The 15,332-nt window shown below is 67.4% G+C and carries 18 protein-coding genes; 8 read left to right on the plus strand and 10 right to left on the minus strand.

Features of this window, described 5'->3' with window-relative positions; genetic code table 11:
* Window positions 1-171 precede the first annotated feature (171 nt).
* The 5 genes from BM204_RS23575 (at window position 172) to BM204_RS17625 (ending at window position 3,235) form a co-directional block, all read left to right on the plus strand.
* A complete protein-coding gene (locus tag BM204_RS23575; protein WP_369675206.1) occupies window positions 172-741 on the plus strand; it encodes a tyrosine-type recombinase/integrase in 570 nt (189 codons plus the stop codon).
* The gene (locus tag BM204_RS17615) at window positions 705-1,001 is read left to right on the plus strand and encodes a hypothetical protein (protein ID WP_143099822.1); all 297 of its coding nucleotides are present in this window, start codon (window positions 705-707) and stop codon (window positions 999-1,001) included. Before BM204_RS23575 ends, BM204_RS17615 begins: the two co-directional genes overlap by 37 nt.
* Before the next feature lie 4 nt (window positions 1,002-1,005).
* A complete protein-coding gene (locus tag BM204_RS22780) occupies window positions 1,006-1,176 on the plus strand; it encodes a hypothetical protein (RefSeq protein ID WP_170259317.1) in 171 nt (56 codons plus the stop codon).
* A complete protein-coding gene (locus BM204_RS17620; protein WP_143099823.1) occupies window positions 1,166-1,414 on the plus strand; it encodes a hypothetical protein in 249 nt (82 codons plus the stop codon). Before BM204_RS22780 ends, BM204_RS17620 begins: the two co-directional genes overlap by 11 nt.
* A 249-nt stretch (window positions 1,415-1,663) precedes the next feature.
* Window positions 1,664-3,235, plus strand: a complete 1,572-nt coding sequence (locus BM204_RS17625; protein ID WP_091116114.1) for a hypothetical protein — start codon at window positions 1,664-1,666, stop codon at window positions 3,233-3,235.
* A 51-nt stretch (window positions 3,236-3,286) separates the two neighbouring features.
* Here BM204_RS17625 and BM204_RS17630 read toward each other — a convergent pair whose 3' ends face one another.
* From BM204_RS17630 to BM204_RS22785, 5 genes are all read right to left on the minus strand, one after another.
* Entirely contained in the window at window positions 3,287-5,398 is a 2,112-nt protein-coding gene (locus tag BM204_RS17630; RefSeq protein ID WP_170259316.1) for an acyltransferase family protein, read from the minus strand.
* A gap of 122 nt (window positions 5,399-5,520) precedes the next feature.
* Window positions 5,521-6,435, minus strand: coding sequence for an alpha/beta hydrolase (locus BM204_RS17635; protein ID WP_091116119.1), 915 nt, complete (start codon window positions 6,433-6,435; stop codon window positions 5,521-5,523).
* A gap of 9 nt (window positions 6,436-6,444) precedes the next feature.
* Complete coding sequence (locus BM204_RS17640) at window positions 6,445-7,218, minus strand: N-acetylmuramoyl-L-alanine amidase family protein (RefSeq protein ID WP_091116121.1); 774 nt, start codon at window positions 7,216-7,218, stop codon at window positions 6,445-6,447.
* On the minus strand, window positions 7,218-8,222 hold the full coding sequence (galE, locus tag BM204_RS17645; RefSeq protein ID WP_091116124.1) for a UDP-glucose 4-epimerase GalE: 1,005 nt from the start codon (window positions 8,220-8,222) through the stop codon (window positions 7,218-7,220). The genes BM204_RS17640 and galE overlap by 1 nt, the downstream gene beginning before the upstream one ends.
* Window positions 8,223-8,254: 32 nt before the next feature.
* On the minus strand, window positions 8,255-8,407 hold the full coding sequence (locus BM204_RS22785) for a hypothetical protein (protein ID WP_170259315.1): 153 nt from the start codon (window positions 8,405-8,407) through the stop codon (window positions 8,255-8,257).
* Window positions 8,408-8,742: 335 nt separating this feature from the next.
* Here BM204_RS22785 and BM204_RS17650 point away from each other — a divergent pair, with 335 nt between their 5' ends.
* Complete coding sequence (locus BM204_RS17650) at window positions 8,743-10,200, plus strand: sugar transferase (protein ID WP_091116126.1); 1,458 nt, start codon at window positions 8,743-8,745, stop codon at window positions 10,198-10,200.
* Here the strand turns inward: BM204_RS17650 and rfbA are convergent.
* On the minus strand, window positions 10,194-11,066 hold the full coding sequence (rfbA, locus tag BM204_RS17655) for a glucose-1-phosphate thymidylyltransferase RfbA (RefSeq protein WP_091116127.1): 873 nt from the start codon (window positions 11,064-11,066) through the stop codon (window positions 10,194-10,196). The two genes, BM204_RS17650 and rfbA, sit on opposite strands and share 7 nt — an antisense overlap.
* Before the next feature lie 22 nt (window positions 11,067-11,088).
* On the opposite strand from rfbA, the gene rfbB reads away from it, so the two are divergent.
* Both rfbB and BM204_RS17665 read left to right on the plus strand, forming a co-directional pair.
* Window positions 11,089-12,087, plus strand: coding sequence for a dTDP-glucose 4,6-dehydratase (gene rfbB, locus BM204_RS17660; protein WP_091116130.1), 999 nt, complete (start codon window positions 11,089-11,091; stop codon window positions 12,085-12,087).
* Entirely contained in the window at window positions 12,087-13,478 is a 1,392-nt protein-coding gene (locus BM204_RS17665; protein WP_091116278.1) for a sugar nucleotide-binding protein, read from the plus strand. Before rfbB ends, BM204_RS17665 begins: the two co-directional genes overlap by 1 nt.
* Here BM204_RS17665 and BM204_RS17670 read toward each other — a convergent pair.
* The 4 genes from BM204_RS17670 to BM204_RS17685 form a co-directional block, all read right to left on the minus strand.
* A complete protein-coding gene (locus tag BM204_RS17670) occupies window positions 13,457-13,810 on the minus strand; it encodes a phosphomannose isomerase type II C-terminal cupin domain (protein ID WP_091116132.1) in 354 nt (117 codons plus the stop codon). The two genes, BM204_RS17665 and BM204_RS17670, sit on opposite strands and share 22 nt — an antisense overlap.
* A gap of 94 nt (window positions 13,811-13,904) precedes the next feature.
* The gene (locus BM204_RS17675) at window positions 13,905-14,177 is read right to left on the minus strand and encodes a DUF2516 family protein (RefSeq protein WP_091116135.1); all 273 of its coding nucleotides are present in this window, start codon (window positions 14,175-14,177) and stop codon (window positions 13,905-13,907) included.
* A 105-nt stretch (window positions 14,178-14,282) separates the two neighbouring features.
* Complete coding sequence (locus tag BM204_RS22790; RefSeq protein WP_091116138.1) at window positions 14,283-14,894, minus strand: hypothetical protein; 612 nt, start codon at window positions 14,892-14,894, stop codon at window positions 14,283-14,285.
* 54 nt (window positions 14,895-14,948) lie between these two features.
* Window positions 14,949-15,326: a helix-turn-helix domain-containing protein gene (locus BM204_RS17685; RefSeq protein ID WP_091116141.1), complete on the minus strand. Its 378-nt coding sequence runs from the start codon at window positions 15,324-15,326 to the stop codon at window positions 14,949-14,951.
* Window positions 15,327-15,332 lie beyond the last annotated feature (6 nt).

Consider the following 15,332-nt stretch of genomic DNA (forward strand, 5'->3'; position numbering starts at 1 on the left):
ACTGACCCCGATCGAGTTTGAGACCATCTACTCAGCAGCAGACGCTGCCTGAGAACCACCCACCCCGAGTGTCAACCAGAGCCTGGGCAGTCCCGGACGCACCGCTCAACATGCTCGTTAGTACGGCAGGTGACGATCCTCGAAGTCCTCTGAATCGTCGCCCCCGACCCGCTGTTCCACGCGGCGACCTTCCTCGCTGGCTACTCCGGCAACACCCGCGAGGTCTACGGCTTCCGTCTCCGGCTCTACTTCCAGTGGTGCGAGGACCAGGGCCTCGACCCGCTCCGGGACGTCACCAGGCCGCACCTCGAGCTCTACGCCCGCCACCTCGAAGAGGTCCGGAACAACGCTCCGGCCTCCGTGCACGGCGCGCTGTGCATGCTGCGGATGTTCTACCGGAACCTGGTAATCGACCAGCACATCCCGTTTAGCCCTGCGGAGTACGTGAGGATGCCGAAGGTCTACTTCGACGAGGTGTCGGTGGTCGGGATGACCCGGGCCGAGGCGACCCGGTTCCTTCAGACCGCGGTGACGATGACGCCCGGATCACCACCCGCTACGACCGGGCACGGCACAACCTCGACCGTCACGCCGTGCACACCGTGCACACCGTCGCGGCGTACCTGGCCGGGGGCGCCTGACGGCCAGGTCCTCCTCGCTGGTGGTCGAGCACCCCACTCACGACCACCAGCGATGGAGGCTCCATGCCCGAGCTCGACCACGTACTACGAGCAGTCCTGACCTTCGAGACAATGCTGGCGCTCCTGTTCGCCGGACACTGGGTCGGCGCGACCTGGCACGAGCGGACGTGGCCGATCAGGGTGATCTTGATCGGCCTCGGCGGGGTCATGACCTACGTGCTCGCCGGCCAATTCAAGGCCTTCAACCTCGGCATCCCCTTCGACTCGTTCTCGTGGGTCGAGCTCATCGCCTACGCCGTCCTGCTGTCCGGCTTCGCCTGGCAGCGTCACCGGGAGCGACGCAGCCGGAGGGGTCGGTGACGGTGTGGACCCCGTTCTCGGCACTGTCGTCGCGTCGTTCATCGCCGCGACGGCCTCCATCACGATTGCCATCACCACCTCGCGGAAATCCGCGGCGATGCTCGAGAAGGAAGACAAGATCCGCCGCCAGGCCAAGAAGTTCACCGAACTCGGAGAAGATCCCGATGACGCCTGAGAAGCGTCGCCTCATCCTGGGGATGCAGCCCATGGGCATCGTCCTGGTCGCACTGATCGCCCTCACGTCCGGGATCGCGATCGCGCTCCTGCTCGACGGCCGCGACACCGCCCACACTGAGCGTGACGTCGTGGCTGGGCAGTCGCAGGAGCTCGTCGACTGTGTGAAGGACCCCGACACCCCCGACTGTGATCCTGAGGCCGACCAGGTCGAGGAGACCATCGACGAGGTCGCCTAGGGCGATCCAGGTCCGGCGGGCGCCCAGGGCCCCGCGGGGCCACCAGGTGTCCAGGGTCCGACCGGCTCGGCCTGCGCGCAGGGTCCACGCGGCAATCCGCGCGCTCGAGGCCAAATACGGGGACCTCTCCCGCCGCCAGGTCCGCACGATCATCCGCGCGGTCGGGACCGAGACCACCATCCGCAAGATCGACGGTGTCTGTGGGACGTCAACGACGACGCCATCATCTTCACCGAGTCGGGCGCAGGCGTGAACTACGTCATCAGCGACATCGCCGACTTCTCGGTCCAGCAGGACCTCGACAACACCAGCGGCAACGGGATCAACTACCGCAACGCCGCCGGAACCGCCTTGCAATGGTCGGACGGCAACCGCGCAGAGAACGTCGCCGTCTACGGGTTCGCCGGGAACTGTTGGCACCTGCCGGGAGGCATGGTGCCCGGTCCTATCGTCAACTGCAGAGGCATGTACGGCTCCGGCGCCGGCCTCTTCATGCAGATGGCACCCAACGGTTCCATCAGCGACATCGACAACTTCTCCTCTGACGCACAGGGGAACGGCGCGATCTGGATCAAGGGCGCGGGCGGGCTCAACGTCGGTGTCGTCAAGATCCAGTCCCTGAAGTACGAGTGCAACGCCAACCCGTACCGCACCGGCACTGGCGCTGGCGCTGGCGAGTACGCGATCACCCTCGAGAGCATGGGCGGTGCCCGTGTCGACGTGGACGGCGCAGACGTCATCGCCGCTGGCTCCGAGACCACCCTGCCCGCAGGCGTCATCCAGATCCCCGCTGGCTCGCAGACCCCGGTCCTGACGGGCCGCAATGCCGTGGTCCGCCTCAAGGCCGGCCAGACCGGCACGCCGGTTCTACTGCGTGATTTCAACTGGAACTCAGCCAAGCCCATCGCCAACGGTGTGAACGAGTTCTGCCACACCTCGGGTGGTGTCGCCTACGGCACCTGGGTCACGAACACCACGTCTGGCAACCTTCGCGAGATCATGGGCTACAACGAATGGGTCGGTGGCGGGCTCGGCAGCGAGAACCCCGGCCGACTGCTCGTTGGCGACCTGCCCACCTACGCCATGCACAACTTCCTGCCCGCTGCCGACCGGCGGCACGTCGCATGGGAGTTGCGGCCAGACGGTCGGGTGGTGTGGCGCAACTACAAGGACAACGGAACCGCGCGCGACATCCTGTCCATGCGCCCTGGCGCGACCCTGCCTGACGACCGGATGTCCTTCGATGTGCCCGTGGGCATCGCTGACCGGCAGGCCCCAATTGGCCCCCGCATGACGGTCGGGACCTACTACACGCAGCCATTCGTCAACAACAGTGCCTCGTTCGGGCCGGTCCTCGATCAGGTCTACTTCGTGCCGTTTCCCATCGCTCGCGACTGCACGATGGACCGGATCGGCATCTACATCACTGCAGCCGCTGGGGCGAGCGGCGTGGTCTGCCTCGGCCTGTACGCCGACGACGGACTCGGCAAACCTGGCGCACTCCTCGCTGACGGGGGCACTGTGGTTGCGACCTCAGCCACCACTGCACGGTCAGTGACCATCGGCCAGGTGGTCACGAAGGGCGTCTACCATGTGGCCGTCGTGGGGCAGGTCAATGTCGGGCTCACCCTCCCCACCGGGCAGCGGGCGAACCCGCTGATCGGCTCCACCGATCTCGCCATCGCTGCCCAGGGCAACGCCCGGGCCTTCGTGCAGGCAGGAGTTTCGGGCGCCCTGCCTTCGACGGCCACACCCGGCGACCCGAGCAGTGCCAGCTTCGGCAACCGCGAGTACATCGTGGTGCTGCGCGCCAGCGCCTAACCGACGCCTAACCGGCCTTGAATACTCCGGCCGTCCTCAGGGTCTCTGCGATCACCGGCTGGATGAGCCGGTCATGTACGCGGGCAGCACGTGGTTGCTGTCTGGTCGGACCGGTACTCCGCCGATGTAGGGCGGGCAAAGGGTGCGGTAGCAGAACCAGTCAGTCGTGTTGACCTGCAACCCACCCACGTCCTCGACGACGACCTGTTGCGCCTCGTACATGGCCTGCCAGGTCTCGGCTGGGCCACCGGTGCAGTCGGCGGGGGAACTAGCCGGGGTGTAGCACTCCGCTGGGTCCGGTGTCGGAGGAGGTCCGGCGATGACCACGACGCGTCCAACAGCGTCACCGGTCTTGGCCAGCTCGCGCTTGCTGGCATCGACCCACTCGTCGGGGTAGAAGTCAGGGGCGGACCACCGGTGATTGGCGACGAACAGCACATCCGGCTTTAGGGCCTTGATGTCGCGAACTGTTGCTGCCTTGATGGCTTCGCAGTTGGGATTGAAGGTGGCCTCTCCGACGTTCACAGCCTGGTCAACGAAGGGGCACGCCGTGGCGGGCCGGGATAGAAATCTCCAGCCTCGAGCGAGGGTGGCGGCGCGCAACGCGTCCGCGTAGGCGATGGCCACCGAGTCCCCCACCAGGACCGCCGTGTGACGGGCGTTCTCGGGCCCCCAGGCGCAGTCGGCCGGACCAGCCGGGCCGTCTGGCAGGTCTGCACAGGCACTGATCTCGGCCGGCGCGATTGGTGCGCCGATTGAGTCGTCCATGCTGGGGCTCAGATTGTCGGGCCATGAGGTGTCACTCAGTGCGCTACTGATCTCCAGTTGGAGCGCCGCGAGTTTCGGCGTCGGCTGCGCTGGGTCCACGTTGCTACTAGGCGAAGCTTCTGCTGGGGGCAGCGCGCCCAGCGCCGAGGTGGGTGGGTCCACAGGACGCAGGGCGAAGCCGACAAGAGTGGCGACGACCAAGAATAGGAAGCCCATCCCGACGACGGTGAAGCGGCCTGAAGGAGCCTGCCAGCCACGCGATCCCGACTTCTTCTTCTTCCGGGAGGACCCGCCCCGGCCCGGCGGTGCCGGCGTGAGCCACTCGGACTTGCGGATCGGGTCCTCGACGAGCTCGTAGGACGCGACGCTGATCACGAGCATCGCGATCAGGAGAGCCACGGTGACTGCAGTTGAGTCGCCCCACAGCGTCGTGCCGATGACGATGATCGGGAAGTGCCACAGGTACAGCGAGTAGGACATGTCCCCGACGTAGTTGCTGACCCGATTCGTCAGCGGAAACAGCAGCCGCTGTTGCTGGCGGTGGTTGCGATGGGTGCCAGCCGCGATCACCAGGGCCGTTGCGATAACCGGCAACGCGGCCCACGGCGCGGGGAACCCCTGGTCGGCCGAGACCAGCCACAGTGACGCTGTCATCGCGGCCAGGCCGACCCACGCCAGGACGGGCCGGAGGGCGTCGGGGATCTTGAAGAGCAGCGGGACGCAGACCGCGAGCAGTGCACCGACGCCGAGTTCCCACACGCGGGCGAAGGTGTCGAAGTACGCGCGGGTCGGGTTGTCGCCGGTCTCCATCACGGCCCACGCGAACGAGGCACCCACGATCACCGCCATCGCCGTGCCGACCACGACCCGTGATCCGCGCCGCGCGATGAGGTAGAGCGCCACCATCAGGGCCGGCCACACGAAGTAGAACTGCTCCTCGATCGACAGCGACCAGTAGTGCTGCACCGGAGAGACCGCACCGTCGGCGTTGAAGTAGTCGGTGGCAAGACTCATCATCCGCCAGTTGGCGCCGAAGAGGGCGGCCCACAGAGAATCCGTGGCGGTCTGTGCTGCCCTAGTGCTGTTGAACGTGAGGTAGCCAGCGATCGTCGTAGCCGCCAGCACCAGCAGCGCGGCCGGGATGATGCGCTTGACGCGTCGACGGTAGAAGCCCGAGAACGAGATCCGTCCGTCCTTCTCGTGCTCGCGCAGCAGGAGCCCGGTGATGAGGAAGCCGGAGATCACGAAGAAGACGTCGACACCGACGAAGCCGCCACTGGGCCACCCGGTCAGGTGGTCGGCCACGACAGCCAGAACCGCGAAGGCGCGGAGCCCCTGGATGTCCCAGCGGCCTGAGCCCTTGCGGTTACCGAGTAGTTCGCTGGGATGCAGCACGAGATGTTCTCCGTAAATCGGACGGTCGGTGCCCGGCAGAGTATGTCAGCCGATCGCCACGTCCTTGGCTTCTAGCCCGTGACAGAGCCGTACCAACTGCTCGGTTTGTCCGGCTTCGTAACTCAGGGGTGCAGCAGCGCCTTGGTCCGAGCCGTCAGGTCCACCAGCGCCGCCTCGACAGCAGGGCTGACGGCCGCCATGTCGAGGAACCCGTGGATCAATCCGTCATAGCGAGCCCGGTCCACCGCGACACCAGCCGCAAGAAGCGCATCCGCGTAGGCCTCGCCCTCGTCGCGCAGCGGGTCGAACTCAGCGGTGACCAGCACCGCCGGCGCCACGCCGGCGAGGTCGCCGAGCAGCGGCGACACCTCAGGAGTGTCCACCTCCTCGATCGAGGGTCCGTAGTGCGCGAAGAACCACTCCATCGTCGACATCTCGAGCAGGTAGCCCGACGCGTTCTCGGTCCGTGACGGATAGTCGCCCAGCACGTGCGTGGCCGGATAGATCAGCACCTGCGCGCCCACGAGGTCGCGGTGCTTCTGCGCCACGATCGCCGCGAGGTTGCCGCCCGCCGAGTCGCCGCCCACGGCCAGCAGGTCTCCCCCACCCAGCTCAGCGAGGTGCTCCGCCGCCCAGACCACGGCGGCCGAGGCGTCCTCGACAGCAGCGGGATAGGGCGCCTCAGGCGCCAGTCGGTAGTCCACCGACACGACCACGGTCTCGGCGCCCGCGCACAGTCGACGGCAGATCTGGTCGTGGGTGTCGAGGTCGCCGATGACGAACCCACCACCGTGCAGGAAGACCAGCGTCGGCCACGGCCCGCTTCCCTCGGGCCGGTAGACCCGCGCCGGCAGGTAGATCGCGACCGAGGTCGCCTCCACCGACCCCACGGGGATGACGTCCTCGGGCTTCACCATGTCCACGGACATGGCGCGCATGGCTCGGCGGGCGGCCTCGGGCGTCCCCTCGTGCAGGGGCGGATAACCAGCGGCGGCGATGAAGTCGAGGAGGGACTTGGTCCCAAGATCCAGAGGCATGCCGAGAACCTATCGCTGGAGGAAACCCCGGACGCCGCGTTCCAGGGCCGACGCGTACGCCGCCTGCCCGGTGTCGCTCGTCATCCGCCGGGCATCGCGCCGGTCGCGCATGTTGCCGAGCTCGACCACCACGCTCGGCACGTCGGACAGGTTGAGCGTGGCGAGGTCGGAGCGGAAGTCGAGCCCGTCCCCGCCTGCGACGTAGTTGGCCACCCGGAAACCGTCGGCGAGCATCGCGCGGCGGAGGTCGACGGCCAGCGCCCGCGACGGGCGATAGATGTCGTGGGTCCATCTGCGACGGTCGGTGGGGGCGATGACGTGGAATCCTCGTGCACCGCGGGCGAAGGAGCCGTCGCCGTGGATGCTGATCTTCAGGTCGGCACCGATCCGGTTCCCGGCCCTCCCCCGCTCGTCGACGCACGGCCCCCACCGGTCCTGCCGGTTGCTGTGCCGGGTCATCACGACCTTCGCCCCGAGGGCCACCAGCCGCGCCCGCAGCTTGCTGGCGACCCGCCACGTGAACGTGGCCTCCGGGAAGCCACCGTTCGTCGCGGTCCCGGTGGTGTTGCACGGCTTGGTGAACCCGCCCGCCGGCACCTGCCGGTTGATCTGGCGCGGGAAGTGGTAGTTGCCGAGCTGGTGCCCCGCATCGATCACCACCACCTGCCCAGTCAACGGCGGTTGGGGCGTGCGGGCCGCCAAGGCGCGAGCCTCGGAACCACCCGCCGGAGGCAGAGCGCCGAAGGACAGGACCGCGACGACCACCAGCAGGACCTGACGCATCACTCGTAGCCCAGGATCTCCTGACGCTTCTCGCCCCACGCGAGCGCGGAGGCGATGGCGTCGTCGAGCGACAGCTCGGTGCGCCAGCCGAGAAGCTCGGCGGACTTGTCGACATTCGCGAAGGCCCCCACGGCGTCACCGGGGCGCGGCGGTGCCTCCGAGAGCGGCACCTCGCTGCCGAAGACCCGTTGGAACGACGCCACGAGCTCGCGCACGGTCACCCCTGAGCCGGTGCCGATGTTGATGATCGTGCTCGGCGCGTCCACGGCCGCGAGCACCTCGTCGAACTTCTCGATCGCCCTCACGTGCGCCCGGGCCAGGTCCCAGACGTGGATGTAGTCGCGGATGCCCGTGCCGTCTCGCGTCGGGTGGTCGACGCCGGTGATCGTGAAGCTGTCCTTCAATCCCCGCGCAGCCATCACGAGCTGCCCGATGACGTGGGACGGCTCCTTCGCATAGATGCCGGACTGGAGGTCCGGGTCGGAGCCCATCGGGTTGAAGTAGCGCAGGATGACGGCGCGCAGGTCGGTGGCCACCGCCATGTCCTGGAGGACCTGCTCCATCATCCGTTTCGTCCAGGCGTACGGCGACTGCGGGTCGAGCGCGTCCTCCTCGGTCACCTCGAAGTCGTCCTTGGTCGCATAGAGCGACGCCGACGACGAGAAGACGATGCGTGGCTTGCCCAGGGCGACCAGCTCGTCGAAGAGCTCCAGCGACTTGGCGACGTTGTCGCGGTAGTACTCATAGGGCTTCTCCACCGACTCCGGCACCACGATGCGGGCAGCCATGTGGATCGTCGCGTCGAGGTCAGGGTGCTCGGCCACGATCCGGCGCAGCAGCTCACGATCGGCGATGTCGCCCTCGTAGAATGCGCGGTCGCGCACGAAAACGAGTGGCCCGTTGAGCAGGGAGTCGAGGATGACCGGGGTGTGCCCGGCCTCTTCGAGGGCTTTGGCCGTGATCGACCCGAGGTAGCCGGCACCGCCGGTGACGAGAACCTTCATGTCAGGAACCTTAACGGCCCTGGGAGGAGTGCTCAGGCGGCGAGCATGAAGCCGGGGGCTGCCTCGGGCGCGCCACCGCCAGGAGTCCCGGACGTCCGCAGCGCTCGTCCGACGACGACGGCGAGCGGGAGGGCCAACGCACTCCAGGCGAGGAGACCCATCACGGCCCACAGCAACACGATCATCTTCCCAGTGTGCCCCTCGTGTGGTGATCTACACGTCGACTTACCGCGCACGCCTGCGTGACCCGAATTGACTAGGTCCGCGGGGGATCGGTGGTCTGGACCGCCACGGATACCCAGCTCAAGTGATAACGAAGGCAGGCCTGGCGCGTTGGACCAGCGAGACAGCGAGCCCGAGAAGTGCAATGTTTACGGATCGGAAACCTCACCAACGTGCAGCCTGGAATTAAAACGCCTAGATTGACATCACGGATTGGAGCCAACACCTGCTCTCTCGGCGGTTCGACCCCCTTGTGGCAGTGTGGCCACCTCGGAACAACCCCGTGTTTGGACTAGCCATGACGATCATCTCCGAACGCCGCCCCCGGCTGCACCTGGACGCCCCGTCTCGCGCGCTTCAGTACCTGCCCGTGACGGCCTTCGTCCTGGACGCCGCTGTGATCACCGGCTCGGCGATCCTGGCCGCCATGGGACGCGAGGGCCTGCACATCTTCGAGACGCCCGCCGATGTGTCCACGAGCTTGTGGATGGTCGGTCCCCTGATCGTCCTCGGCTGGATCGCCAGCATCGCGCTGGTTGGTGGCTACGCCAAGAGCGTCTTCGACGCCGGCCCCGACGAATACAAACGGGTGGTCCGCGCGAGCTTCATCGCCGCCGGTCTCATCGGCGTCGGCTGCTTCATGGCGAAGTACCAACTTTCCCGCGGGTTCTTCCTTCTCATCTTCACCATCGGCCTCCCGGCGCTGGTCCTGAGCAGATTCATTGTGCGAAGAGCCGTTCACGCCGCCCGCCGCCGCGGCGCCCTGCTGCACCGGGTCGTGATCGCAGGCTCGTCCGGACACATCGACGAGATCGTCCATGTCTTGCGCCGCGAGTCCTGGCTCGGTTACCACGTCATTGGTGCCCTGACCCCGGCGCACGAGGTCGCCTCAGAGACCGGCGCCGGCATCCCGGTCCTCGGCAACTGCGACGACGCCACCTCGGTGGTCCTGACGACCGAAGCTGACATCGTGTTCTTCGCCAGCGGCGCTCTCACCTCCTCGCGACAGTTGCGCCGCATCGCCTGGGATCTCGAGGGCAAGGACGTCCAGGTCGTCGTCGCCCCGTCGGTCTCAGACGTCTCCGGCGAGCGTCTCCGCATGCGTCCGGTGGGCGGTCTTCCTCTGGTCCACATCGACTCACCCCGGGCCACCGATGCGGCCCGCTGGGGCAAGCGTCTCTTCGACCTCGCGGGCTCAGCGGCTCTCATCGCCGCACTGAGCCCGGTCTTCGTCATGGCCGCGCTCTCCATCAAGCTCCATGACCGCGGGCCTGTTATGTTCCGTCAGAGCCGCGTGGGCAAGGGCGGCGAACGCTTCTCCTGCCTCAAGTTCCGCAGCATGGTGACCGACGCCGAGGCCCAGCTGGCCCGACTCGCGGCCGATGGCGGCGCCGACTCGGTGCTGTTCAAGATGCGCGAGGACCCGCGGGTCACCCGCCCCGGAAGGTGGCTGCGCCGCTTGTCGATCGACGAGCTCCCCCAGCTCCTCAACGTCTTCCGTGGCGAGATGAGCCTCGTCGGCCCGCGCCCCCCGCTGCCGAGCGAGGTCGCAAAATACGATGGCGACACCGGGCGGAGGCTCCATGTGCGTCCCGGGATCACGGGGCTCTGGCAGGTGTCGGGCCGCTCGGACCTGTCGTGGGACGAGACGGTGCGGCTCGACCTCTACTACGTCGACAACTGGTCCATGCTCCAGGACCTGTCGATCCTGGCCAAGACCACGGGCGCAGTCTTCCGCTCCCGTGGCGCCTACTGACGCTCGTCGCGCAGCAGGTCCATGAGATAGGCGCCGTAGCCACTCTTCATGAGCCCCTCGGCGAGCGCAGCCAGACCGGCGTCGTCGATGAAGCCCATCCGCCAGGCGACCTCCTCGGGCGCGCCCACCTTGACGTCCTGACGCTTCTCGATCGCCCGCACGAAGTTGCTGGCGTCGTTCATGTCGTCGAACGTGCCGGTGTCCAACCAGGCTGAGCCACGGGGCAGCACCTCCACCATCAGTCGCCCTCGCTCGAGGTAGAGCCGGTTGAGGTCGGTGATCTCGAGCTCGCCGCGCGCCGACGGCTGTAGGTCTTTGGCCATGGCCACGACCTCGTTGTCGTAGAAGTAAAGGCCCGGGACCGCGTAGTTGCTCCGCGGCTGCTCGGGCTTCTCCTCCAGCGACAGGGCCCGGCCGCCGGCGTCGAACTCCACGACGCCGTATGCCGACGGGTCGGCCACCCGGTAGCCGAAGACCGCCGCGCCGTCGATGTCGGTGAACCGGCGCAGCCGGGTGCCGAGGCCGGCGCCATGGAAGATATTGTCGCCCAGGATGAGGCCGACCTTTTCGGCCCCGATGTGCTCCTCACCGATCACGAAGGCCTGGGCCAGTCCGTCAGGTGAGGGCTGGACGGCGTAGGTGATCTCGATGCCGAACTGGGAGCCGTCACCCAGCAGCCGGCGGAACTGCTCGGCCTCGTGCGACGTCGTGATCACCAGGACCTCACGGATGCCCGCCAGCATCAGCGTCGAGAGCGGGTAGTGGATCATCGGCTTGTCATAGATCGGCATCAGCTGCTTGCTGATGGCGTGGGTGATGGGATGAAGTCTGGAGCCAGTACCGCCGGCCAGGATGATTCCGCGCATGAGCAGACCTTAGGGTGATCGCGTGGAAAAAATTCTCGTGACCGGCGGCGCCGGCTTCATCGGCTCCAACTTCGTCCACCACCTCATCCGGACCACGGATACAGAAGTAACGGTGCTGGACAAGCTCACCTACGCCGCGTCCCGAGAGTCCCTGGCCGACCTGCCGACCGACCGGGTCGACCTGGTCGTCGGCGACATCGTCGACGGGACCCTCGTCGACAAGCTCGTCAGCGAGCACGACGCGGTCGTGCACTTCGCCGCGGAGTCCCACAACGACAACTCACTGACCGAGCCGGGCCCCTTCATCCAGACCAACATCGTGGGGACGTTCCAGATCCTCGAGGCCTGCCGTCGCCACGACACCCGCCTGCACCACATCTCGACCGACGAGGTCTACGGCGACCTCGAGCTCGACGACCCGCAGCGTTTCACCGAGGCCACGTCCTACAACCCGAGCAGTCCCTACTCCGCGGCCAAGGCCGGCTCCGACCACCTGGTCCGGGCGTGGGTGCGCAGTTTCGGCGTGCCGGCGACGATCAGCAACTGCTCCAACAACTACGGCCCCTGGCAGCACGTCGAGAAGTTCATCCCCCGCCAGATCACCAACGTCATCGACGGCGACCGCCCCAAGGTCTACGGCACCGGTGCCAACGTGCGCGATTGGATCCACGCCGAGGACCACTCGTCGGCTGTGTGGCTGATCCTCCAGGAGGGGCGGATCGGCGAGACCTACCTGATCGGCGCCGACGGCGAGCGCAACAACCTGGAGGTCGTGGGCCGCATCCTGGAGCACTTCGGCCGCGGTGCGGACGACTTCGACCTGGTCACGGACCGGGCCGGGCACGACCTGCGCTACGCCATCGACTCCACCAAGCTGCGCACCGAGCTCGGCTGGGCGCCGACCTTCGACCGCTTCGAGGAGGGCCTCGCCCGGACCATCGAGTGGTACCAGGCCCATGAGCAATGGTGGCGCCCTCACAAGGAGGCCACCGAGGCCTTCTACGCCGCCAAGGGCCAGTGATGGGCGAGCCGGTCGTCGAGACGACCCCGATCCCCGGCCTGCTCGTCGTCCGCCTCGACGTCCGCGAGGACGCGCGTGGGTGGTTCAAGGAGAACTGGCAGCGCGAGAAGATGCTCGCCCTCGGCCTCCCCGACTTCGGCCCCGTGCAGAACAACGTGTCCTTCAACGCCGATCGTGGCGCCACCCGTGGCATCCACACCGAGCCGTGGGACAAGTTCGTCTCCGTGGCCACCGGGCGCATCTTCGGCGCATGGGTGGACCTGCGTGAGGGAGCGACCTTCGGAACGACCTTCCACCTCGAGCTCGACCCAGCGGTGGCGGTCTTCGTCCCCCGCGGCGTCGGCAACAGCTATCAGACCCTCGAGGACGGCGTCGCCTACACCTACCTCGTCAACGACTACTGGCGTCCCGGCACGTCCTACCCTGCCCTGGACCTCGCGGACCCGACGGTGGCCATCCCCTGGCCCATCCCGCTCGAGGAGTGCGAGATCTCCGAGAAGGACCGTCACAACCCGGCCCTGGACCAGGTCACGCCGATGGCGCCCAAGAAGACGCTGATCATCGGCTCCCAGGGCCAGCTCGGTCGCGCGCTCCAGGTCGACTACCCCGACGCCGACTGCGTCGACCTCGCCGAGCTGGACGTCACCGACCCGGCAGCCGTGGCCGCCTGGCCGTGGCACGACTACGCCCTGGTCCTCAACGCCGCCGCCTACACCGCGGTCGACGCAGCAGAAACGCCCGAGGGGCGCCGTACGGCGTGGGCGGCCAACGCCGCCGCGCCCGCGACCCTGGCCCGACTGAGCGACGAGCACGGCTTCACCCTCGTGCACTACTCGTCGGAGTATGTCTTCGACGGCACGCGGCCCGAGCACGTCGAGGACGAGCCACTTTCACCACTGGGCGTCTACGCACAGACCAAGGCCGCCGGCGACCTCGGCGTCGGCACCGCGACGCGGCACTACCTGGTCCGCACCTCGTGGGTGATCGGCGAGGGCAACAACTTCGTGCGCACCATGCAGCGCCTGGCCGAGCAGGGCGTCTCCCCCGACGTCGTGTCCGACCAGGTCGGCCGGCTCACCTTCACCAACGAGCTCGTCCGCGCGACCCGTCACCTCGTCGACAGCAGGGCCGAGCACGGGACCTACCACGTCAGCAACGCCGGCCCCGCGATGTCGTGGGCCGACATCGCCGGCACGGTCTTCGAGCTGTGCGGCCGTTCACCCGACGACGTGCGCCCGATCACGACCGAACAATATGCCGCCGGCAGGGCCACCGCACCGCGTCCGGCCAGCAGCACGATGGCGATGGCCAAGATCGCCGCAAGCGGCTTCGTGGCCCGCGACCAGCTGGACGCGTTGCGGGACTACCTTCAGGCCGGGATGCGGCCGTAGTCGTCCTCGAGGCGACAGATGTCGTCCTCGCCGGTGTAGGCACCCATCTGCACCTCGATGAGGACGAGCGTCTCGTCCTCCATGTTGGTGATCCGGTGCGGCTGACCGATCTCGACGTCGATCGACTGGCCGGGCCCGGCCAGGATCAGCTCGCCGTCGACGACGCAGGTCGCCTTGCCGCTCACGATGGCCCAGTGCTCGGCCCGGTGCTCGTGCGTCTGATAGCTCAGTCGCTGGTGCGGAGCGACGACGAGGCGCTTGACCTTGAAGCCGTCGCCCTCGTCGAGGACCTGCCACGAACCCCACGGACGTGTGTCGCAATCGCCGATCATTGAAATACCCCCCAGTATTCGGATCTCCGAGCAACGCCCGGACCCTATGAGGGTACTCACATCAGTGGTGTCCTCGGGGGCGAAAAGGGCAAAGTTAGCGTCGGCGCAACCCGGAGAGCGCCGGGCGGACATCCACGATGAACACCAGGGCCGCCACGGTGAAGGCGAGGTTGAGGATCGTGCTGACCAACAACAGCTGCAGGACCGCCCCGAGGCCGAGGATGATCGTCCACGCCGGCTTGGTGAGCTTGCCGGCCGCCTCGTAGGTGTCGCCGGAGAACGTCAGCGAGCTGACGAACGCAAAGATCTTCACCGCCAGCATCGCGAGGGCGATGAGCAGCGAGACTTGTCCTTCGAGCGATCCCATGGGGCCAGATCCTATCCAGTGAGGTGGCAAGACCCCCGGAGCTCATACCTCCGGGGGCCTCGCATGACGTCAGAACAGCGCGAGCTGTCCGTCGTCAGGTTCTCTTCAGTCGCCGACCTTGGCCGCGGCCTCGGTGGTCGCCTCGGCGGCCTTGGTGGCGGTCTTCTTGACGGCCGTGGTGGTCGCCTTCGCGCTGCTCGTGGCGGGTGCCGCCGACTTCTTGGCGGCGGTCGCGGTCTTCTTCGCAGCCGTCGTCGCCTTCTTGGCGGTGGTGCTGGTCGCCTTCTTGGCCTGCGTGGTGGTCGTCTTGGCCTTGGCGGTGGTGGTCTTCGCCGCGGTCGTGGTGGCCTTGGTGGACTCCTGCTTGCGCACGCGGGTCACGAGGGCCTCGCCACGCTTGGCGAGGTCGGCGTAGGTGTCGGTGACGGTCGCGACGTTCTCGGTGACCGTGGCCTGGACCTTAGTCGGGATCGCGAGGGCCTCGGCCTGGAGCTCGGCGACGCGGGAGTTGACCACGGATACGGCCTGGTCGCGCAGCGCCTTGGGCTCGAAGTTCGTGACGGTCTTCTGAGCGTCGTTGATCTTCTTCTGGAAGTCCGCGACGTAGTCACGGACGATCTCAACCGCGAGGTCGGTGACGCCGACGCCGGCGTAGAGCGGCTTGGCCGCGACGGGGGGAAGCTCCAGGGTCTTGATGTCGAACTTGGCCTTGACCATGTCGATTTTCTCCTTGTGTTGGTGGTGCGGTGTGGGTGAGGCGGGTCGTGCTGGTCAGTCGTCGTCCGCTGGCGACGCGCCATTGAGCGCGAGGAACGACGAGTAGACGTCGAGCAGCGACTGCTTCTGCCGCTCGGTGAGACCCGGGTCGTTGAGGACGGCGAGCTCGACGGAGCCGCCGACGCCGTCCTGGGGGCTGAGGATGCCGGCGCGGATGTAGAGCTGCTCCGCGGAGATCCGCAGGGCCTTCGCGATCTGCTGGAGCACCTCGGCGGAAGGCTTGCGCAGACCACGCTCGATCTGGCTCAGGTAGGGGTTGGACACCCCGGCCTGCTCCGCGAGCTGACGAAGCGACAGCCGCGACGCGACCCGCTGCTCCTTGAGATAGTCGCCGAGGGACTCGACCGCACTACCGACCTTGCTTTTCGCCATGCCTCC

The sequence above is a fragment of the Nocardioides psychrotolerans genome, from assembly GCF_900113685.1.
Taxonomy (GTDB): domain Bacteria; phylum Actinomycetota; class Actinomycetes; order Propionibacteriales; family Nocardioidaceae; genus Nocardioides; species Nocardioides psychrotolerans.